We start from the raw sequence: 19,602 nt of genomic DNA on the forward strand, positions 1-19,602 counted from the left end.
TTTTAATCTACAGGTTTTTTCCCTTAACGTTTATATGAAAGTAATTCCTTACTCTTTTGTGACAGGATCTTTTTGTCCTTCAGAAAGGCTTTCTTCGTTATCTGCAATAATTGATTCTGTTGGTTGCTCATGGTCCTCTTCTGAGTCCATGATATCAATTTCTTGCTCGTCAGCAGAAAGCATCTTCACATCCATACCTAAACTTTGTAGTTCTTTGATTAATACTTTGAACGATTCAGGTATGCCAGGTTCTGGAATGTTTTCACCTTTAACAATTGCTTCGTATGTTTTCACACGACCTACTACGTCGTCTGATTTCACTGTTAAGATCTCTTGTAATGTATAAGCAGCACCGTATGCTTCAAGTGCCCATACTTCCATCTCACCAAAACGCTGTCCACCGAACTGCGCTTTACCACCAAGTGGTTGTTGTGTAACAAGTGAGTATGGTCCAGTAGAACGAGCGTGAAGTTTATCGTCTACCATGTGAGCAAGTTTGATCATGTACATGATTCCTACTGATACACGGTTATCGAATGGTTCACCTGTTCGACCATCATATAGAACTGTTTTAGCATCACGAGACATGCCAGCTTCTTCGATTGTTGCCCAAACATCTTCCTCACGCGCACCATCAAATACTGGAGACGCAACGTGAATGCCAAGCTTACGAGCAGCCATACCTAAATGAAGCTCTAGCACCTGACCGATGTTCATACGAGATGGTACCCCTAATGGGTTTAACATGATGTCAATTGGCGTACCGTCTGGTAGGTAAGGCATATCTTCTTCAGGTAAAATACGTGAAATTACACCTTTGTTACCGTGACGACCGGCCATTTTGTCACCTTCAGAAATTTTACGCTTCTGAACAATGTATACACGGACTAATTGGTTTACACCTGGTGGTAATTCGTCGCCATCTTCACGGTTGAAGACTTTAACATCAAGAATGATTCCACCGCCGCCGTGCGGTACACGAAGAGAAGTATCACGAACTTCACGCGCTTTTTCACCGAAAATAGCGTGTAGAAGACGTTCTTCAGCTGTTAGTTCTGTTACACCTTTTGGCGTTACTTTACCAACTAAAAGATCTCCATCTTTTACTTCTGCACCAATGCGGATGATTCCACGCTCATCTAAGTTGCGAAGCGCATCTTCACCTACGTTTGGAATGTCACGCGTAATTTCTTCAGGTCCAAGTTTCGTATCACGAGACTCAGATTCATATTCTTCAATATGAACAGACGTATATACATCGTCTTTCACAAGGCGTTCACTCATGATGATGGCATCCTCATAGTTGTAACCATCCCATGTCATGAAACCAACCATTACGTTTCGTCCTAAAGCAAGCTCACCTTTTTCCATTGAAGGACCATCGGCTAAGATCTCACCTTTTACTACTTCGTCGCCAACTGAAACAATTGGACGCTGGTTGTAACAAGTACCTTGGTTAGAACGAACAAATTTTAATAGTTTGTATTGATCTAAGTTACCTTTAACTTTTTGTCCGTCTACTTCTTCATAGCGGCGAACAAAAATTTGTTTTGCTTCTACGCGCTCTACAACGCCAGGATATTTACAAATCACGGCTGCACCAGAGTCTTTACCAGATACGTATTCCATACCTGTACCTACGATTGGTGCTTCAGGATTTAATAAAGGTACTGCTTGACGTTGCATGTTCGCACCCATTAATGCACGGTTAGAGTCATCGTTCTCTAAGAATGGGATACATGCTGTAGCGGCAGATACAACTTGTTTTGGTGATACATCCATATAGTCTAAACGATCGCGACGGATAACCGTGTTTTCTCCACGGAAACGTGCAACGACATTTTCATCTAAGAATGAACCATCATCACCTAGACGAGCGTTCGCTTGGGCTACAACATAGTTATCTTCTTCATCAGCTGTTAAGTAGTCAATTCGCTCTGTCACTTTACCTGTTTCAGGATCGATACGACGGTAAGGTGTTTCGATGAAACCGAATTTGTTTACTTTTGCATAAGAAGAAAGTGAGTTGATTAACCCGATATTCGGACCCTCTGGCGTTTCAATCGGACACATACGGCCATAGTGGGAGTAGTGAACGTCACGCACTTCGAAACCAGCGCGCTCACGCGTTAAACCACCAGGTCCTAAAGCTGAAAGACGACGTTTGTGCGTCAATTCGCCTAATGGATTCGTTTGATCCATGAACTGTGATAATTGAGAACTTCCAAAGAACTCTTTAATCGCCGCAATAACTGGGCGAATATTAATTAACTGTTGAGGTGTGATTGTATTCGTGTCTTGAATTGACATTCTTTCACGAACAACACGTTCCATACGAGATAAACCGATACGGAATTGGTTTTGTAACAATTCACCTACAGAACGCAGACGACGGTTACCTAAGTGGTCGATATCATCTGTGTCTCCTACTTGATGAAGCAAGTTAAAGAAGTAACTGATTGATGCTAAAATATCAGCAGGTGTGATATTTTTAACTTCTTCTGTTACATATGCGTTACCTGATACAGTGATGACTTTTTCACCTTCTGGATCATTTGGCGCATAAATCTTAATAGATTGTAATGTAACATCGTCTTCTACTACTCCACCAACCGGACTATAAGTTTTGAAGTTTACTCCACCTTCAAGCATCGGAATCAAGCGATCTAGCAGACGGCGATCAATCATTGCGCCTTTTTCTGCAATAATTTCACCTGTTTCAGGATCAACTAATGTTTCAGCTAGCTTTTGATTAAATAAGCGATGTTTGATATGAAGCTTTTTATTAATTTTATAGCGACCTACGTTCGCTAAGTCATATCGTTTTGGATCAAAGAAGCGAGATACTAATAGAGACTTCGCATTCTCAACTGTCGGTGGTTCACCTGGACGTAAACGCTCATAGATTTCTAATAGCGCTTTTTCCGTTGTTTCCGTATTATCTTTTTCAAGCGTATTACGGATGTATTCATTATCACCGATTAAATCGATAATCTCTTGGTCAGAACCGAAACCTAGCGCGCGTAACAGCACTGTTACTGGCAGTTTACGAGTACGATCAATACGCACGTATACTACATCTTTTGCATCAGTTTCATATTCTAGCCATGCACCACGGTTAGGGATAACTGTTGCTGTATATCCTTTTTTACCGTTTTTATCAAGCTTTCCACTATAGTAAACACTTGGTGAACGAACCAACTGTGATACAATAACACGCTCAGCACCATTAATTACAAAGGTACCTGTTTCGGTCATCAATGGGAAATCTCCCATAAACACATCTTGGTCTTTTACTTCACCTGTTTCTTTATTAATTAACCGCACCTTAACACGAAGAGGTGCTGCATAAGTTACATCACGTTCTTTAGACTCTCCTACTGAATACTTTGGCTCACCTAAGCTGTAATCAATAAATTCTAGTGATAAGTTACCTGTAAAATCATCAATTGGAGAAATATCTTGGAACATTTCTCGTAAACCTTCATCTAAAAACCATTGGTATGAAGCCGTTTGAATCTCGATTAAGTTCGGTAACTCTAAAACTTCACTAATACGAGCATAACTTCTGCGTTGGCGGTGGCGTCCATACTGAACTAGTTGACCTGTCAACTGATTCACCCCTCAAATCAAGCGTTATTATTCAAAATATATAATAAACCATATGTTTATTATTGAACAAAAGAAAAATGGTCTCTTTAAATAGAAAACCACAATTTCATAAAAACGTACTATTGATTTTATTAGTTTTTCCCATATAATTCAAAATTATACCTTTTATTTTATGTATAACCCGAGCTTATATGGAATATTTATATATTGGCATTTTATAATGCTAACATACTAAAAAATATTAGTCAACATTTTTTAGCACATATGATATAATACCCTTTTTTCTTTTCTACTACTTCTACTTCATTAAATAGAGATTCTAATTTCGCAAGAGCAGATGGTGCTCCTTGCTTTTTCTGAATCACAATCCAAAGTTCTCCTTGGTCAGCAAGGTGATCTAATGACTTTTCTAGAATTTCATGAACAACTTTTTTACCCGCACGGATCGGCGGATTACTAAGAATAGCTGCAAAATTCGTTTCCTTCACATTTTCATAGCAAGAGCTTTGATAGATTGAAACATTTGATACTGAATTAACTTCAGCATTTTTTTGAGCTAGTGCTAATGCACGTTCATTAACATCAACCATATGAACGTTTCTTTGGCTGTCCTCTTTTGCAAGTGCCAACCCAATTGGGCCATATCCGCACCCAACATCCAGAAGCGGGCCGGGACTCTCGGGCATTTGAAACGTTTCAATTAACAGGCGCGATCCAAAATCGATCTCTTTTTTTGAAAAAACACCGCGGTCACTCGTAAATGAAAAAGAGGTTCCTCTCAATTCAAATGAAAAGCGCTCTTCATTACTTGCAGACGATGGTGTATTAGAAAAATAATGTTCTGTCAAAATAGAACCTCCTAATCAATATGTTCTTCTTTACTATAAATGAAAAGGATGACAGAAGCAAAAAAGCTCGCTTGTACAAGCGAGCTTTTTTATATCAGTTGTTAAGCAGTAATTACTTAACTTCTACAGAAGCGCCAACTTCTTCAAGTTTAGCTTTTGCTTCTTCAGCTTCTTCTTTAGAAATACCTTCTTTAAGAGCTTTTGGAGCGTTATCAACGATTTCTTTAGCTTCTTTTAAGCCAAGACCAGTGATTTCACGTACTACTTTGATAACTTTGATTTTTTGTCCGCCAGCACTTTCAAGTACTAGGTCAAATTCAGTTTTCTCAGCAGCAGCTTCACCAGCAGCACCGCCAGCTACAGCTACAGGAGCAGCAGCAGTTACGCCAAATTCTTCTTCGATTGCTTTTACTAAATCGTTAAGTTCTAAAACAGTCATATTTTTAACTGCTTCAATGATTTGTTCTTGAGTCATTGTTAATTTCCTCCTTGTGATTGTGTTATATATAACAGACTAGATTATGCACCTTGTTCTTCTTTTTGATCTGCCACAGCTTTTGTAGCAAGAGCAAGGTTGCGAATTGGAGCTTGAAGCACGCTAAGCAACATAGAAAGTAAGCCTTCGCGAGATGGTAGTTCTGCAAGTGCTTTAATTTCTTCAACAGATGCAACATTACCTTCAATTACACCAGCTTTGATTTCTAACGCTTCGTGTTCTTTAGCGAAGTTGTTTAAAATTTTAGCTGGAGCAACAACATCTTCTCCACCAAATGCGATTGCATTTGGACCTACTAACGCATCATTAAGATCTGTTAGTTCAAGTTTTTCTACAGCACGGCGAGTTAAAGTGTTTTTGTAAACTTTGAACTCAATGCCTGCTTCACGTAATTGCTTACGAAGTTCAGTAACTTCAGCAACATTCAAACCACGGTAGTCAACGACAACTATTGAGTTACTCGCTTGAAGTTTTTCAGCAATTTCGTCTACGACTTGTTTCTTTTGTTCAATTACGTTGCTCATCTTTACACCTCCTGTAGATTTCCTTCCGTACACTCAGACAAGGTGCAATAAAAAACCTCCATGACAATAAAGACATGGAGGTGTAGTAAGCGAACCATAACGTTTCACTAATTTATCTCACACACCTCGGTAGGAAATTAAGCTTTGCAGCACCTACTGTCTACGGTACAAATGTTATTCTTTTTAACAACATTATCTATTATAATCAGGGACTTTCAAAAAGTCAACACCGATTTATTTCCAAATTTATTAAGCAGAGAATGAAGCAGTATCAACTTTGATACCAGGGCCCATTGTTGAAGTAACAGCTACGTTCTTCATGTATGTGCCTTTTGCTGCTGCCGGCTTAGCTTTTACCATAGTTTCGAAGATTGTAGTGAAGTTTTCAACTAACTTGCTCTCTTCGAAAGATACTTTACCGATTGGTACGTGGATGTTACCAGCTTTATCAACACGGTATTCTACTTTACCAGCTTTGATTTCGTTAACTGCTTTTTGAACATCAAATGTTACTGTACCAGTTTTAGGGTTTGGCATTAAACCTTTAGGTCCTAATACACGACCAAGTTTACCAACTTCACCCATCATGTCTGGAGTAGCTACGATTACATCGAACTCGAACCAACCTTGTTGGATTTTGTTGATGTAGTCAGCATCGCCAACGTAGTCAGCGCCTGCAGCTTCAGCTTCTTTAGCTTTTTCGCCTTTAGCGAATACTAATACACGTTGAGTTTTACCTGTACCGTTTGGTAGTACTACTGCACCACGAATTTGTTGGTCAGCTTTCTTAGGGTCAACTCCTAAACGGAATGCTACTTCTACAGTTGCATCAAATTTAGTTGTGTTTGTTTTCTTTACTAATTCAATCGCTTCTTGTACTGAATAAGTTTGTGTACGATCTACAAGCTTAGCAGCTTCAACGTACTTTTTACCTTTTTTAGCCATTTTTGTTTCCTCCTTATGTGGTTTTAACGGAATAACCTCCCACTAATAAAGGTTGCGAGCATAGGAAAACTTCCATTTCTCGCAACCTTCTAACACCCAATCAAATGGAATTAGTCTTCAACTACGATTCCCATACTGCGCGCTGTACCTTCTACCATGCGCATTGCAGATTCAACGCTAGCAGCGTTTAAGTCAGGCATTTTAGTTTCAGCAATCTCACGCACTTTGTCACGCTTGACTGTTGCAACTTTATTACGGTTTGGTTCACCAGAACCAGACTCAATACCAGCCGCTTTCTTAAGTAGTACAGCAGCAGGTGGAGTTTTCGTAATAAATGTAAATGAACGGTCTTCAAATACCGTGATTTCAACAGGAATGATAAGACCAGCTTGATCAGCTGTGCGAGCGTTAAACTCCTTACAGAAACCCATGATGTTAACACCGGCTTGACCTAATGCAGGACCAACTGGTGGCGCTGGATTTGCTTTACCTGCAGGAATTTGTAACTTAACAAGTTTAATTACTTTTTTAGCCACGAGACACACCTCCTTAAGTCCGTGATGTGGTAATAGGGCGATGCCCTCCCACTCAATGTTCTTTATATATAAAATAAAGAAATAGTTGTTTTAGTCTCTAGTTTTGAGACATACTGACTTATGAAATATTAACATTAAACTTCATGAATTGCAAGGTCTTACAGATTATATTTTTTCAATTTGTGTAAAGTCTAGCTCTACGGGCGTTTGTCTTCCGAACATATCTACATGAACCTTAACTTTACGTTTATCTGTATCAATTTCTTCAATGGTACCTTCGAAGTTTGCAAACGGACCTTCTTGAACCAATACTGTTTCTTTTAGTTCAAAGTCAAAGTCAGCATGCTGCTCGTCCATGCCCATTTGTTTTAAGATCATTTCTACTTCTTCTGGTAGAAGAGCAGTTGGCTTTGATCCAGAACCTGCTGAACCTACAAAGCCCGTAACACCAGGGGTATTACGAACTACATACCATGAATCATCCGTCATGATGATTTCAACTAACACGTACCCTGGAAATACTTTTTTCTTTGTAATCTTTTCTTTGTTGTTCTTAATTTCTCTTTCTTCTTCTTCAGGAACAACAACGCGGAAAATTTTATCTTGCATACCCATTGTTTCTACGCGCTTTTCTAAATTTGTTTTTACTTTATTTTCATATCCAGAATAAGTATGGACTACATACCAATTTTTCTCCATTTCTGAGGACTATACGTCCTTCCCTCCCAGCTCACTATAAAATAAGATGTCCTAATCTATTGCACAGACAACGCACTAGGAAAATAGTTGACTCCTAGCACAATCATTCTTAAAGCAAATTAAAAAACCCGTCTCCGGGCTTTTCTGAAAAAAACATAATTTAGCTTTATTATACCATGATTTAAGTCAATTTATTCAAGGGATTAAACGAATAAGTGACGAAATTCCGTAATCAACTACTACAAAAAAGAGTGTCATAAATACAACTGTAGAAATAACAGTAATTGTATAACGAGTTAGCTCATTTTTTTTAGGCCAACTTACCTTCTTCATCTCACGCCCAACATCACGCAAGAAATTTCCTACACGGTTCATGTTTGTAACCTCCAATAAATTAAAAGGGGTATTAGTCTGTGCAGATTATTGATCTACTTTGTTTCACGATGAATCGTATGTGCGTTACACGTTTTGCAAAACTTCTTCATTTCTAAACGCTCTTCGTTTTGCTGTGTGTTTTTCATAGTCGTATAGTTACGACTAGCGCATTGCACACACGCAAGTACAACTTTTTTACGCATAATGTCAACCACCTATAGAGTGATAATGTCTATAAAAAAGTATCACAGACTTTCTTAGCATGTCAATATGAGGATAGAAGGCTACATTGTGATTTCACGAATCTCGAGGTAGCGCTCTAATTTCCTCTTCACACGCTGAAGTGCATTATCGATGGATTTGACGTGGCGGTTTAACTCTTCTGAAATCTCTTGATAAGATTGACCATCTAAATAAAGAACAAGAACTTTTCGCTCAAGATCACTTAACAGTTCAGCCATCTTTAATTCAATATCATCAAACTTCTCTCGATTAATGAGCAATTCTTCTGGATTTGCTACTTTTGTCCCCGAAATAACATCCATTAAGGTTCGGTCGGACTCTTCATCATATATTGGCTTGTCCAATGATACATAAGAGTTTAATGGAATATGTTTTTGCCTTGTTGCGGTTTTAATAGCGGTAATAATTTGCCGGGTAATGCAAAGTTCAGCAAAAGCTTTAAAAGAAGTTAGCTTATCTTCTCTAAAATCTCTAATTGCCTTATATAACCCTATCATACCTTCTTGTACAATATCTTCACGGTCTGCCCCAATTAAAAAATATGACCGCGCCTTTGCTCGCACAAAGTTTTTGTATTTATGAATCAAATACTCTAATGCGTCAATATCGCCTTTATGCACAAGATCGACAACTGTTTCATCCTCTTGTTGTTCGAAATGAGCATGCAGTTTTCTCCCATAATTATCGCCCATATCGATCCCCCCGACCGCACAGTAGATAGAAATATTATACAGTAGCTAATTCCGTACCGTCAATAACCTCACCGCTGTCCCCGACGCCATTTTTCGAAAATTTCGGCTACTTGATTGGAAAGTTGAATGCGTGCCGCTGGCTTTTGATTTTGAATAGACTTCACATCAAGATTAATATGTTTCTCAATTTGCTCAATTTCGTTGTACAATTCTCGAGCAGAAATTCTAAGCGCACCTTGTCCAAAGATTGCCCACTGCTCCGTAAAATCAGATGTAGCAACATGGATCTGTGTCTTTACATTGTTTAGCTCTTGAGCCAGCTTTTCAATGTACTCATCTGCTGTTTCATTTTCTCTTGTAAATACAACGTCAACCTTATGATTTTTTGCCTTCTTTTCAATTCCTTCGACCATATGAGCATCGAAGACAATAATGACACGATAGCCCATATATGCTTGATACTCTGCCATCTTTTCGATTAACAGGTCTCGGGCACTGGCTAAATCATTATCTCTAAGCTTTCTTAGGTCGGGCCACGCACCTATCATGTTATAACCATCCACCAGTAGAATATCCATTCTTATTCACCTAGAGGATGGCGTTTTCGGTAAACCTCATACATGAGAAGACTAGCTGCTACAGATGCATTTAACGATGTAACATGCCCAACCATTGGAAGCTGTACAAGGAAGTCGCATTTTTCACGAATCAAACGACTCATGCCTTTTCCTTCGCTTCCAATCACTAATGTAAGCGGCATACCTCCATCTAAGTTGCGGTAATCGTCGCTTTCTTTCGCATCTGTTCCAACAATCCATACGCCTCGATCTTTTAATTCATCAATCGTCCTTGATAGGTTTGTTACCCTTGCTACAGGAATATGTTCAATCGCTCCTGTAGACGCCTTAGCTACAGTGGCCGTCAATCCAACTGAACGACGCTTTGGAATAATAATACCGTGTGCGCCAACGGCATCGGCTGTTCGCATAATAGAACCTAAATTATGGGGATCTTCAAGCTCATCTAACAGAAGAAAAAACGGACTTTCATTACGTTTTTCCGCTAAGTTAAATAAATCATCTAACTCTGCATACTGATAAGCAGCAACTTGTGCAGCTACTCCTTGGTGAATACCGTCTACCATTTGCTCAATTTTCTTTTTCGGTACAAACTGCACCAATACACCATTACGTTTTGCTAACTGCGTGATTTGCCCCATAGAACCGCCTTGCGATCCTTCGGCAATCCATAGTTTGTTAATGTCGCGCCCAGACTTTAGGGCTTCTAGGACCGGATTACGTCCAATGATAAATTCATGTTCCATGATTCATTCCTCCCTCTCCTTCATCGACGAAAGAGATAGCTTTAGTAATAAGTTCCATCAATCTTTCTTCTTCACCTAAGAGATACAAATAGCCTACGACCGCTTCAAATGCCGTACTGTAGCGATACGTTTGCACATCTGTGTTTTTAGGGACTGTACCGGACTTTGCATTGCGTCCTCGGCGCAGTACACCTTCTTCTTCTTCAGTAAAAAAGTTTTCATTTTTAAAATAATATACGATTTGCGCTTGTGCTTTTGCTGATACGTATTTTTTAGCTTTATTATGAAGCTGGTTAGGGCGCACTGTCCCTAACACCAGCAGGTGGCGGCGAACATGCAAATCAAACACCGCATCACCCATATAAGCAAGAGCTAAGCTATTTAGCTGTTTTACATCTAATTTACTGCTGCTCATAAAACTATTATCCTCTTTTCCATCTTGTTCCTTGCGCCGTATCTTCTAAAATAATATTTTTAGCCTTTAATTCATCTCGAATTTGATCTGCTAATTGGAAATTACGATCTTTACGAGCCTGAATACGATCTTGGATCAATTGATCAATTTCTTCGTCTAGAAGTCCAGCTTCTCCAAACGTAATGCCTATTGCAGCACCTAACTCTTCAAACTCTTTAACAAAGGCTTCAATTACATCTGTAGACGTTGTTTGTTCTAATAAATACAAGTTAGCTTGCTTTGCTAGCTCAAACAGAACAGAAATAGCATTTGCCGTATTAAAATCATCATCCATCTCTTCAATGAACGTTTCGCGAAGCTCTTTTAGCTTCTCAAACCATTCTGAAGCATCTTCTTGAAGATTTGTTGCTGCTTCTAGGCGGTGAGTTAAGTTGCCGTAAGCTGTTTGCAGGCGCTCAAACCCTTTGCGTGTATTCTCTAAAATCTCTTCGTTATAGTTAATTGGGTGACGATAATGAACAGATAAAATAAAGAATCGAAGTAGAGAAGGATCATGCTTTTTAATAATGTCATGAACTAACACGAAGTTCCCTAGTGATTTAGACATCTTTTCATTGTCAATATTGATATATCCGTTATGAAGCCAATATTTCGCAAACGATTTCCCAGTTAGGGCTTCTGATTGGGCAATTTCATTTTCGTGATGAGGAAAAGCTAAATCCTGACCACCTGCATGGATATCAATTGTATCACCTAAATACTTGCGTGCCATTGCTGAGCACTCAATATGCCAGCCTGGTCTTCCTTGACCCCAAGGGCTATCCCAAGCAATCTCTCCATCTTTGGTTGCTTTCCAAAGCGTAAAGTCTAATGGATCTTCTTTTTTTTCTCCAACTTCGATACGAGCACCGGATTGCAATTCATCAATAGATTGATGTGATAATTTTCCGTATCCCTCAAACTTACGTGTACGATAGTATACATCACCCTCTGACTCATATGCATAGCCTTTTTTCACCAATTCGTCGATGAACTCAATAATGATATCCATATTTTCAGTTACGCGTGGATGCACATCGGCATGCTTGCACCCAAGGGCTGATGTATCTTCAAAGTAGGCATCGATAAAGCGGTTTGCAATCGTTGGAACATCTTCTCCTAACTCTTTTGCTGCCTTAATTAATTTATCATCCACATCTGTGAAGTTTGAAACATACTCTACGTCGTAGCCTCTAAATTCTAAATAGCGGCGCACCGTATCAAATACAATCGCAGGACGCGCATTTCCAATATGAATATAGTTATATACAGTTGGCCCGCACACATACATTTTAACTTTGTTTTCTTCTAGCGGTACAAACGTCTCTTTTTGACGTGTTAACGTGTTATATAGCTTAATTGCCATGATGGATCTTCCCTTCTTTTAATTCCTTTAATTGATTTTGCAGATGTAAAATTTCTTTCTCTAGCTGTTTGAAACGCTCTGCATCTGGATCTGGCAAATCTTGATGATTCAAATCTTTTGGAATCCGGACGCCATTTTGAATGACGACTCGGCCAGGGATACCAACAACCGTTGAGTTTTCTGGGACGTCATTTAACACAACTGAGCCTGCTCCAATTTTAGAGTGCGCATGAATCGTAATCGACCCTAGCACTTTAGCACCTGTTGCAATTAAGACATTGTCTTCAATCGTCGGGTGACGCTTTCCTTTTTCTTTCCCTGTTCCTCCGAGTGTTACTCCTTGATATACGGTTACATTATCTCCAATTTCGCACGTTTCCCCAATAACAATTCCCATTCCGTGATCAATAAAAAATCGGCGGCCAATTTTCGCACCCGGATGAATTTCAATCCCTGTGAAGAATCGGCTAATTTGTGAGATTACACGTGCCAGAAAAAACCACTTTCTTTTAAAAAGCCCGTGAGCTAATCTATGTGCCCAAATAGCATGCAACCCCGAATAGGTTAATATCACTTCAATATAACTTCTTGCTGCAGGATCTTGTTCAAATATGGCCTCAATGTCTTCCTTTAACAACTTTAGCATCATCTCACCCCAATTCCGCTATTCCTCTATCTACTCATTGATTGTATAAAAAAACGTCCCTATGTCAAATGACACAGAGACGTATATACGCGGTTCCACTCTGTTTGGATCAACAAACAATCCCAACTCTTCTCTCATAACGTGAAAGTACCCGCTTTTGCCTACTTACTTAGTAGCATTCAACAAAAGACTCAAAGGCGCACTTCAACAAGTTTTGTCATAGGTTACTTTCAGCCGGTGATAACCCTCTCTGATATGCAATGAACTTGCCTACTCTTCCTTCTCAACGATATCCATATTTGATTACTGTATCATATGGGCAAAATAGAAATTTGTTAACTATAAATGCTTTCTAAACGAGCTAGAACTGTTTCTTTCCCTAAAAGAGAAATAGCTTTTGGAAGCTCTGGACCGTGTGTTTCGCCTGTTGTTGCTACACGAATTGGCATAAACAGTTTTTTACCTTTTTGACCTGTTGCTTTTTGTACAGCTTTTGTTGCTGCCTTAATCTCATCAGCGCTGAATTCTTCTAAAGAAGAAATCTCTTCAGCAAATGCTTTTAGCACTTCTGGTACTTGCTCTTCACCAAGCACTGCTTTTGCTTCTTCACTGTAATCAATTTCTTTCTTAAAGAACATTTCAGTAAGTTCAACAATCTCAGCGCCAAAGCTCATTTGTTCTTGGTATAGAGCGACTAAGTCACGTACCCATTGTTCTGTTTCTGCATCGCGCGTTTCTTCAACTTTTCCAGCTTTCACTAAGTGAGGAACTGATAAAGCTACTACCTCGTCTAAATCCAGTTGTTTCATGTATTGGTTGTTCATCCAACGTAATTTGCTTGTATCGAATAGTGCTGGAGATTTTGATAAACGAGCTGGGTCAAAAATTTCAATAAACTGTTCTTTAGAGAAGATTTCTTCTTCTCCCACAGGTGACCAGCCAAGCATTGTAATAAAATTAAACAGTGCTTCCGGCAAGTAGCCTAATTCTTTATATTGCTCAATAAACTGAATGATTGACTCATCACGTTTACTTAGCTTGCGACGATTTTCATTTACGATTAATGTCATATGACCAAATACAGGAGGCGTCCAGCCTAAAGCTTCATACACAAGAATTTGCTTCGGTGTATTAGAAATATGGTCATCTCCGCGTAGAACATGCGTCATCTTCATTAGATAATCATCAATGGCTACAGCGTAGTTATATGTTGGTGTACCGTCTTTTTTCACAATAACGAAATCACCAATGCCTTCAGACTCAAATGATACTTCATCTTTGACAATATCATTCCACTTAATTTCTGTGTTACTAGGAACACGGAAGCGAATGCTTGGCTCACGGCCTTCTGCTTCTAGTTCAGCACGCTGTTCAGCTGTTAAGTTACGGCACTTACCTGAATAGCGCGGCATTTGACTGTTCGCCTGCTGTTCTTCACGCTCTTTTTCAAGCTCTTCCGACGTACAGTAACAGTGATAAGCTAACCCTTTTTCAAGAAGTTCTTCCGTATATTTTTGATAGATTTCCGTACGTTCAGACTGGCGGTAAGGACCGTACTCGCCGCCTACGTCGATACTCTCATCCCATTCAATACCTAACCATTTTAAATAGCGCAGCTGACTTTCTTCTCCGCCTTCAATATTACGCTTTTGATCTGTATCTTCAATACGGATAATAAATTTACCGTTTTGATTTCGTGCAAATAAATAATTAAATAGTGCTGTTCTTGCATTCCCTATATGAAGATGTCCAGTTGGACTCGGGGCATAACGAACTCTTACTTCGCTTGACATAACTAAGATGACCTCCAATTTAATATTACTTATAGTATGTATTTATATGTTTTAGACATGTTCTAATTTTATCACCAAATAGGTATCTGTCAAAGTCAACTGTTTTTATTTTTGATAAACTAAAACGGCTGCTTGGGCGGCAATTCCTTCTTCACGTCCCGTAAAACCTAACTTTTCTGTTGTTGTTGCCTTGACGTTAATTTGAGAAATGCTTGCTTCTAACAGCTGCGCAATGCGCTCTCTCATTGGTTCAATATAAGGAGCCATTTTAGGTTTTTGCGCGATAATCGTGCAATCTACATTGCTTAATTCATAGCCTTCATCTTTTAGCAGTTTCCATACATGTTGAAGAAGCTTTGCTGAATCAGCATCTTTAAATTCAGGGTCTGTATCTGGAAAATGCTTTCCGATATCTCCTTTAGCCGCTGCTCCTAATAAGGCATCTGCGATTGTGTGCAACAGCACATCTGCATCTGAATGGCCTAATAATCCTTTTTCATACGGAATTTCTAAACCGCCTATAATTAAAGGTCTTCCTTCTGCAAATTCATGTACGTCGAAACCTTGTCCTACTCGAATGTTCATTTTTCCACTCCTTTAGCTGTGTTTAGCTTTGTTAATATAGCTTCTGCATATAACAAATCTTCTGGTGTTGTTAGTTTTATATTATCGTAATTTCCCTCTACAATCGATACTTTTTGCCCCGCTTTTTCTACTAAGCTTGCATCATCGGTGCCTAAGTATTCATTTGTTTTTGCTTTTTCGTGTGCATCCATTACTACATCAAAAAGAAAAGCTTGCGGCGTTTGAATAGCCCACAAGCTAGAGCGCTCAACTGTTTCAATGACAGTACCCTGTTCCACACGCTTAATTGTGTCTTTTACTGGAACAGCCAGCACAGCAGCCTTATCACTAGCAGCTTTTTCTACTAACTCATGGATTGTGTTTTGTTGAACAAATGGACGAGCGCCATCATGAATTAATACCATCTGAGCCTGCTTTAAACTTTTAAGGCCGTTATAAACGCTATGTTGACGTTCATCGCCTCCAACTGTCAATGATTGAACCTTTTGAATTGGATATTCGGTTAATAACTCTTCAAAAATCTCCACTTCTTTTTCGTTTACGACTAGTACAATTCCACTGCACCAAGGATCTTGTTCGAATTTTTGCAGCGTATGAATGATGAGCGGAACGTTTTGAATGGTTAAAAATTGTTTGTTCCGTCCCGCTTTCATTCGCTTCCCCTGCCCTGCAGCTAAAACGATAATTTCATACTTCATAGGTATACTCCCTTTACCTGTTACGTCACAGTGCTTTTTCTAATAACTTGGGTTTCGCAAAAATCATACGGCCTGCTGAGGTTTGGAGTACGCTCGTCACCAGTACATCAATTTGCTTTCCAATATAATTTCTTCCTTCTTCTACCACGATCATTGTACCGTCATCAAGATAGGCAATACCTTGATTATGCTCTTTACCGTCTTTTATAACTAACACGTTCATTTCTTCTCCCGGAAGCACAATTGGCTTGACGGCATTTGCTAAGTCATTAATATTTAAGACGCCGACATTTTGAAGTTCACATACTTTATTTAAATTAAAATCGTTTGTAACGACCAACCCGGAAGTCAGCTTTGCCAATTTGACCAGCTTACTGTCCACTTCTTGAATGTCTTCGAAATCGCCTTCATAAATTTCTACCTTCATTGCCAGTTCTTTTTGAATACGGTTTAGAATATCTAGACCTCGTCTACCTCTGTTTCGTTTTAGAACATCCGACGAATCAGCAATATGCTGAAGTTCCTCAAGCACAAAGCGCGGAATAACAATCGTTCCGTCTAAAAATCCTGTTTGACAAATATCTGCGATACGGCCGTCAATAATAACGCTTGTATCTAAAATTTTAAGAGACTTTAATGATTCTTCATTATCTGTTTCTTCTTCTTGTCCCTTTTTCTTCCCAATTCGAGCCGGCATCGAAAACACGCTTACAAGTTCATCACGTTTTTTAAACCCGACTTGAAACCCTAAGTAACCTAAAAGAATACTTAGAAAGATTGGTAAAATGGTACTCACTACTTGAAGTTGAATTCTGCCTAAAAAAGCTCCGACCAAGTAGGCCACAATAAGCCCTAAAATCAATCCTAAGCTTCCAAAAAGCACATCTGTTACAGGCGCCTTCAGTAACGCCTCTTCCACTCGGCGAATTAATTCAACTATATAATCAACAATCCAAAACGTGACAAGGAAAAACAATATAGCTCCCAGTATTGCATCGACGTAAGGTTTTTCTAGAAATGCTACATCTTGCAGATTTAATAATTGAATAAGTTCAGGTATAAAAAAGACGCCCAATGTACCACCTGTAATAATAAAAAATAACTGTACAAAACGTTTTAACACGCCTTCACCTCCCTTTATCATTATAAACAGTTTACAATGATTGAAACCTGTTATTTAACCAAAAAACAGAATTTGTAAACAAACTGTCACTTTTTTTGTATTTTCACAATATCTTAATGAATCAAACATTTAATGTCAATTAATATCCTATAGCTGACGGTTTGTAAGATGCTGCTCTTTTAGTCTTTTTAGGCCTTCTCTAATTTTCCTTGCTCGAATTTCACCGATGCCTTCTACCTCATCCAATTCTTCTACCGACGCATCTGCTATCGTTTTTAAATCTCCTAATTCATCAATGAGATTTTCAATAATAATCGATGGAAGTCTTGGAATTTTATGAAGCATTCGATACCCTCTAGGAATAACGCTGTCTTCAAAGCTTGTATACATAGGATATCCCATTAAGCGAAGGAGCGTTTGGTCATCGAGAAGAACATTATTTGACGGCTGCTGCATGCGTTCAATTACTCGGTAAGGGTCAAAGCTGAGGTCATACATATAATCTTTGATTAATAAAGTTGCTTCTTCCTCTAAGTGAGAAAGCAGTTCATTCATTTGGAGACGGATTAGTCTTCCTTCCGTTCCTAACTCGCTAATATAGCTCAAAATTTCATTTTTAATACGCAAAACCATTTCTGTACGATGAAGCGACTGCAGCACATCTGTATGAGTTACTTGCTCTTCAAACTCTAATGCACTGAGACTTGTAATCGATTCATCTAATACCGCCTTGTACTTTTCAAGGGTTCCAAGCGCTTGATTCGCTTTTGCTAAAATAACGCTAATGTCTTTCAATACATACTGCAGAGACCCTTTGTAAAGCGTAATCACATTTCGTCTTTGTGAAATGGCTATCACCAATACACCTGACTGCTTAGCTACGCGCTCCGCTGTACGGTGACGCATTCCTGTCTGTGAAGAAGGGGTAGAGGGATCTGGCATGAGCTGAGCATTAGCAAATAATATCTTGCTTCCGCTGTCGTTTAAAATAAGCGCTCCATCCATTTTGGCTAACTCGTATAAATGCGCAGGTGTAAATGCACAATTAATCGAAAATCCTCCATCTACCATCTTTTTGACTTGTTCATTGTAGCCCATAACAATTAAGCCGCCCGTCTTTGCCCGCAAGACGTTATCGATACCGTCACGAATAGGGGTTCCTGGTGCTACAAACTGCAGAATTTCTGATATTTGTTTTTGACTAACTGTTGTTTTTTCTCCTTCCACTGCTTATCCTCCTAATGTATATTGCAGAGCCTCCGCCACTGTTGATACCCCAATTACATCAATACCATCTGGGACTTTCCATCCTCCTAAATTTTTCTCCGGAATAATAATTCGTTGGAACCCTAATTTTACCGCTTCTTGAACGCGCTGTTCAATTCTAGACACTCGGCGTACTTCGCCTGTTAATCCTACCTCTCCTACAATAACATCTGTAGCGCTAGAAGCAGCATCTCTGAAGCTTGAAGCAATGCTAACGGCTACAGCTAAATCGATTGCTGGTTCATCTAATTTCACTCCACCTGCTACTTTTAAATAAGCATCTTGATTCTGCAGGAGCATTCCTACACGCTTTTCTAAGACAGCCATGATAAGCGAAACGCGATTATGATCTACTCCTGTCGCCATTCTTCTAGGGTTTCCAAAGCTCGTTGGACTGATTAGCGCCTGTAGCTCTACTAATACGGGTCTTGTCCCCTCCATTGAAGCGACAACAACCGAACCTGCTGCTCCCTGAGACCGTTCTTCTAGAAAGATTTCAGATGGATTCAATACTTCTTCTAGCCCACTTTCTTTCATTTCAAAAATGCCCATTTCATTTGTAGATCCAAATCGGTTCTTAACCGCTCTTAATATACGATACGTATGATGACGCTCTCCTTCAAAATAAAGAACCGTATCCACCATATGTTCAAGAAGTCTTGGACCCGCAATGGCCCCTTCTTTCGTTACATGACCCACAATAAAGATGGCAATGCCATTCGTTTTAGCAACACGCATTAGTTCAGCCGTACACTCTCGCACCTGTGAGACGCTTCCTGGCGCTGATGTCACATCAGCATGGTAAATGGTTTGAATTGAATCAATCACCACAAAATCAGGCTGCATGCTTGAGATGGCCTCTAGTATTAATTCTAAGTTTGTTTCTGCGTGAACATAAAGCTCTTCAGCTTTTACACCTAGCCTGTCCGCTCTTAACTTCGTTTGTTTGGTTGATTCCTCTCCCGAAATATATAGTACTTTATTTTGTTTCATTGCTAACTGCGCGGAGGTTTGCAAAAGTAAAGTAGACTTTCCGATACCCGGATCTCCCCCTATTAAAACGAGTGACCCTCTGACAATACCGCCTCCTAATACACGGTTTAACTCTGCAGAAGGTGTAAAAATCCGTGGTTCTGTTGTAGATTCAATCGCTGTAATTGACTGAGGTTTTTGAACTTTAGAAGCAGTAGCTCCGGAAAAAGCTCCTCGGCGTGATGACTTCGTTTCTTCCATTTCTTCCACCATCGAATTCCAGCTTCCGCATCCGGGACATTTCCCCATCCATTTTGCGGATTCATAGCCGCAATGCTGACATGCAAATTTTGTTTTTCGTTTCGCCATTATGTTATCAATCTCTCCGTTCATTCAATCGATTTC

Annotated in this window: 21 protein-coding genes and 2 other annotated features; all 21 genes read right to left on the minus strand. The window is 39.3% G+C overall.

Annotated features, from left to right (window positions below):
- Positions 1–48: 48 nt before the first annotated feature.
- The 21 genes from rpoB to radA all read right to left on the minus strand — a co-directional run bounded on the left by rpoB (position 49) and on the right by radA (position 19,566).
- Positions 49–3,612 (minus strand): DNA-directed RNA polymerase subunit beta, encoded by a 3,564-nt coding sequence (gene rpoB / locus ACO1DI_RS24025; protein WP_028412662.1) that lies wholly within the window; start codon positions 3,610–3,612, stop codon positions 49–51.
- A gap of 245 nt (positions 3,613–3,857) precedes the next feature.
- A complete protein-coding gene (locus ACO1DI_RS24030; RefSeq protein WP_013081367.1) occupies positions 3,858–4,460 on the minus strand; it encodes a class I SAM-dependent methyltransferase in 603 nt (200 codons plus the stop codon).
- 112 nt (positions 4,461–4,572) lie between these two features.
- Positions 4,573–4,935: a 50S ribosomal protein L7/L12 gene (rplL, locus tag ACO1DI_RS24035; protein ID WP_013054917.1), complete on the minus strand. Its 363-nt coding sequence runs from the start codon at positions 4,933–4,935 to the stop codon at positions 4,573–4,575.
- A 44-nt stretch (positions 4,936–4,979) separates the two neighbouring features.
- Positions 4,980–5,480 (minus strand): 50S ribosomal protein L10, encoded by a 501-nt coding sequence (gene rplJ, locus ACO1DI_RS24040; RefSeq protein WP_013054916.1) that lies wholly within the window; start codon positions 5,478–5,480, stop codon positions 4,980–4,982.
- A 40-nt stretch (positions 5,481–5,520) separates the two neighbouring features.
- Positions 5,521–5,664 (minus strand) — a sequence feature (ribosomal protein L10 leader region).
- Positions 5,665–5,729: 65 nt separating this feature from the next.
- Positions 5,730–6,425, minus strand: a complete 696-nt coding sequence (rplA, locus tag ACO1DI_RS24045) for a 50S ribosomal protein L1 (RefSeq protein WP_013054915.1) — start codon at positions 6,423–6,425, stop codon at positions 5,730–5,732.
- Between the two features lie 110 nt (positions 6,426–6,535).
- Positions 6,536–6,961, minus strand: a complete 426-nt coding sequence (gene rplK, locus ACO1DI_RS24050) for a 50S ribosomal protein L11 (RefSeq protein WP_013054914.1) — start codon at positions 6,959–6,961, stop codon at positions 6,536–6,538.
- 165 nt (positions 6,962–7,126) lie between these two features.
- Complete coding sequence (nusG, locus tag ACO1DI_RS24055) at positions 7,127–7,660, minus strand: transcription termination/antitermination protein NusG (protein WP_014462032.1); 534 nt, start codon at positions 7,658–7,660, stop codon at positions 7,127–7,129.
- 195 nt (positions 7,661–7,855) lie between these two features.
- The gene (gene secE, locus ACO1DI_RS24060; protein WP_013054912.1) at positions 7,856–8,035 is read right to left on the minus strand and encodes a preprotein translocase subunit SecE; all 180 of its coding nucleotides are present in this window, start codon (positions 8,033–8,035) and stop codon (positions 7,856–7,858) included.
- 53 nt (positions 8,036–8,088) lie between these two features.
- Positions 8,089–8,238, minus strand: coding sequence for a 50S ribosomal protein L33 (gene rpmG / locus ACO1DI_RS24065; RefSeq protein WP_013081365.1), 150 nt, complete (start codon positions 8,236–8,238; stop codon positions 8,089–8,091).
- Between the two features lie 81 nt (positions 8,239–8,319).
- A complete protein-coding gene (sigH, locus tag ACO1DI_RS24070; RefSeq protein ID WP_013054910.1) occupies positions 8,320–8,970 on the minus strand; it encodes an RNA polymerase sporulation sigma factor SigH in 651 nt (216 codons plus the stop codon).
- A 68-nt stretch (positions 8,971–9,038) separates the two neighbouring features.
- Positions 9,039–9,548, minus strand: a complete 510-nt coding sequence (locus ACO1DI_RS24075) for an NYN domain-containing protein (RefSeq protein ID WP_014462033.1) — start codon at positions 9,546–9,548, stop codon at positions 9,039–9,041.
- A 2-nt stretch (positions 9,549–9,550) separates the two neighbouring features.
- Positions 9,551–10,294, minus strand: coding sequence for a 23S rRNA (guanosine(2251)-2'-O)-methyltransferase RlmB (gene rlmB, locus ACO1DI_RS24080; protein ID WP_014462034.1), 744 nt, complete (start codon positions 10,292–10,294; stop codon positions 9,551–9,553).
- Positions 10,284–10,709 carry a Mini-ribonuclease 3 gene (locus ACO1DI_RS24085; protein ID WP_014462035.1) on the minus strand — a complete coding sequence of 142 codons (426 nt, stop codon included), beginning with the start codon at positions 10,707–10,709 and terminating at the stop codon, positions 10,284–10,286. The genes rlmB and ACO1DI_RS24085 overlap by 11 nt, the downstream gene beginning before the upstream one ends.
- Before the next feature lie 7 nt (positions 10,710–10,716).
- Positions 10,717–12,114, minus strand: a complete 1,398-nt coding sequence (gene cysS / locus ACO1DI_RS24090) for a cysteine--tRNA ligase (protein ID WP_014462036.1) — start codon at positions 12,112–12,114, stop codon at positions 10,717–10,719.
- Positions 12,104–12,760, minus strand: coding sequence for a serine O-acetyltransferase (gene cysE / locus ACO1DI_RS24095; protein WP_013054905.1), 657 nt, complete (start codon positions 12,758–12,760; stop codon positions 12,104–12,106). The genes cysS and cysE overlap by 11 nt, the downstream gene beginning before the upstream one ends.
- Before the next feature lie 72 nt (positions 12,761–12,832).
- Positions 12,833–13,056: a binding site (T-box leader), on the minus strand.
- 39 nt (positions 13,057–13,095) lie between these two features.
- A complete protein-coding gene (gene gltX, locus ACO1DI_RS24100) occupies positions 13,096–14,553 on the minus strand; it encodes a glutamate--tRNA ligase (RefSeq protein WP_042992398.1) in 1,458 nt (485 codons plus the stop codon).
- A 105-nt stretch (positions 14,554–14,658) separates the two neighbouring features.
- Positions 14,659–15,138 (minus strand): 2-C-methyl-D-erythritol 2,4-cyclodiphosphate synthase, encoded by a 480-nt coding sequence (gene ispF, locus ACO1DI_RS24105; protein ID WP_013054903.1) that lies wholly within the window; start codon positions 15,136–15,138, stop codon positions 14,659–14,661.
- Positions 15,135–15,836, minus strand: coding sequence for a 2-C-methyl-D-erythritol 4-phosphate cytidylyltransferase (gene ispD / locus ACO1DI_RS24110; protein ID WP_116741825.1), 702 nt, complete (start codon positions 15,834–15,836; stop codon positions 15,135–15,137). Before ispD ends, ispF begins: the two co-directional genes overlap by 4 nt.
- A gap of 25 nt (positions 15,837–15,861) precedes the next feature.
- A complete protein-coding gene (locus ACO1DI_RS24115) occupies positions 15,862–16,959 on the minus strand; it encodes a PIN/TRAM domain-containing protein (RefSeq protein ID WP_013054901.1) in 1,098 nt (365 codons plus the stop codon).
- A gap of 147 nt (positions 16,960–17,106) precedes the next feature.
- Positions 17,107–18,186: a DNA integrity scanning diadenylate cyclase DisA gene (gene disA, locus ACO1DI_RS24120; protein WP_013054900.1), complete on the minus strand. Its 1,080-nt coding sequence runs from the start codon at positions 18,184–18,186 to the stop codon at positions 17,107–17,109.
- Positions 18,187–18,189: 3 nt separating this feature from the next.
- Positions 18,190–19,566 (minus strand): DNA repair protein RadA, encoded by a 1,377-nt coding sequence (gene radA, locus ACO1DI_RS24125; protein ID WP_013054899.1) that lies wholly within the window; start codon positions 19,564–19,566, stop codon positions 18,190–18,192.
- Between the last annotated feature and the right edge of the window lie 36 nt (positions 19,567–19,602).

Origin of the sequence: Priestia sp. 40 (assembly GCF_049368575.1) — a bacterium.
In the GTDB taxonomy this organism is placed as follows: Bacteria; Bacillota; Bacilli; order Bacillales; family Bacillaceae_H; genus Priestia; species Priestia zanthoxyli.

Excerpts from the sequence above, each read along its gene's own strand:
- ispD (WP_116741825.1), bottom strand. The coding sequence starts at position 15,836 with ATGAAGTATGAAATTATCGTTTTAGCTGCAGGGCAGGGGAAGCGAATG.
- ispF (WP_013054903.1), bottom strand. The coding sequence starts at position 15,138 with ATGAACATTCGAGTAGGACAAGGTTTCGACGTACATGAATTTGCAGAA.
- ACO1DI_RS24075 (WP_014462033.1), bottom strand. The coding sequence starts at position 9,548 with ATGGATATTCTACTGGTGGATGGTTATAACATGATAGGTGCGTGGCCC.
- radA (WP_013054899.1), bottom strand. The coding sequence starts at position 19,566 with ATGGCGAAACGAAAAACAAAATTTGCATGTCAGCATTGCGGCTATGAA.
- rplL (WP_013054917.1), bottom strand. The coding sequence starts at position 4,935 with ATGACTCAAGAACAAATCATTGAAGCAGTTAAAAATATGACTGTTTTA.
- cysS (WP_014462036.1), bottom strand. The coding sequence starts at position 12,114 with ATGGCAATTAAGCTATATAACACGTTAACACGTCAAAAAGAGACGTTT.
- rplJ (WP_013054916.1), bottom strand. The coding sequence starts at position 5,480 with ATGAGCAACGTAATTGAACAAAAGAAACAAGTCGTAGACGAAATTGCT.
- rplA (WP_013054915.1), bottom strand. The coding sequence starts at position 6,425 with ATGGCTAAAAAAGGTAAAAAGTACGTTGAAGCTGCTAAGCTTGTAGAT.
- nusG (WP_014462032.1), bottom strand. The coding sequence starts at position 7,660 with ATGGAGAAAAATTGGTATGTAGTCCATACTTATTCTGGATATGAAAAT.
- secE (WP_013054912.1), bottom strand. The coding sequence starts at position 8,035 with ATGAACCGTGTAGGAAATTTCTTGCGTGATGTTGGGCGTGAGATGAAG.
- ACO1DI_RS24085 (WP_014462035.1), bottom strand. The coding sequence starts at position 10,709 with ATGAGCAGCAGTAAATTAGATGTAAAACAGCTAAATAGCTTAGCTCTT.
- gltX (WP_042992398.1), bottom strand. The coding sequence starts at position 14,553 with ATGTCAAGCGAAGTAAGAGTTCGTTATGCCCCGAGTCCAACTGGACAT.
- rlmB (WP_014462034.1), bottom strand. The coding sequence starts at position 10,294 with ATGGAACATGAATTTATCATTGGACGTAATCCGGTCCTAGAAGCCCTA.
- sigH (WP_013054910.1), bottom strand. The coding sequence starts at position 8,970 with ATGGGCGATAATTATGGGAGAAAACTGCATGCTCATTTCGAACAACAA.
- cysE (WP_013054905.1), bottom strand. The coding sequence starts at position 12,760 with ATGCTAAAGTTGTTAAAGGAAGACATTGAGGCCATATTTGAACAAGAT.
- rpmG (WP_013081365.1), bottom strand. The coding sequence starts at position 8,238 with ATGCGTAAAAAAGTTGTACTTGCGTGTGTGCAATGCGCTAGTCGTAAC.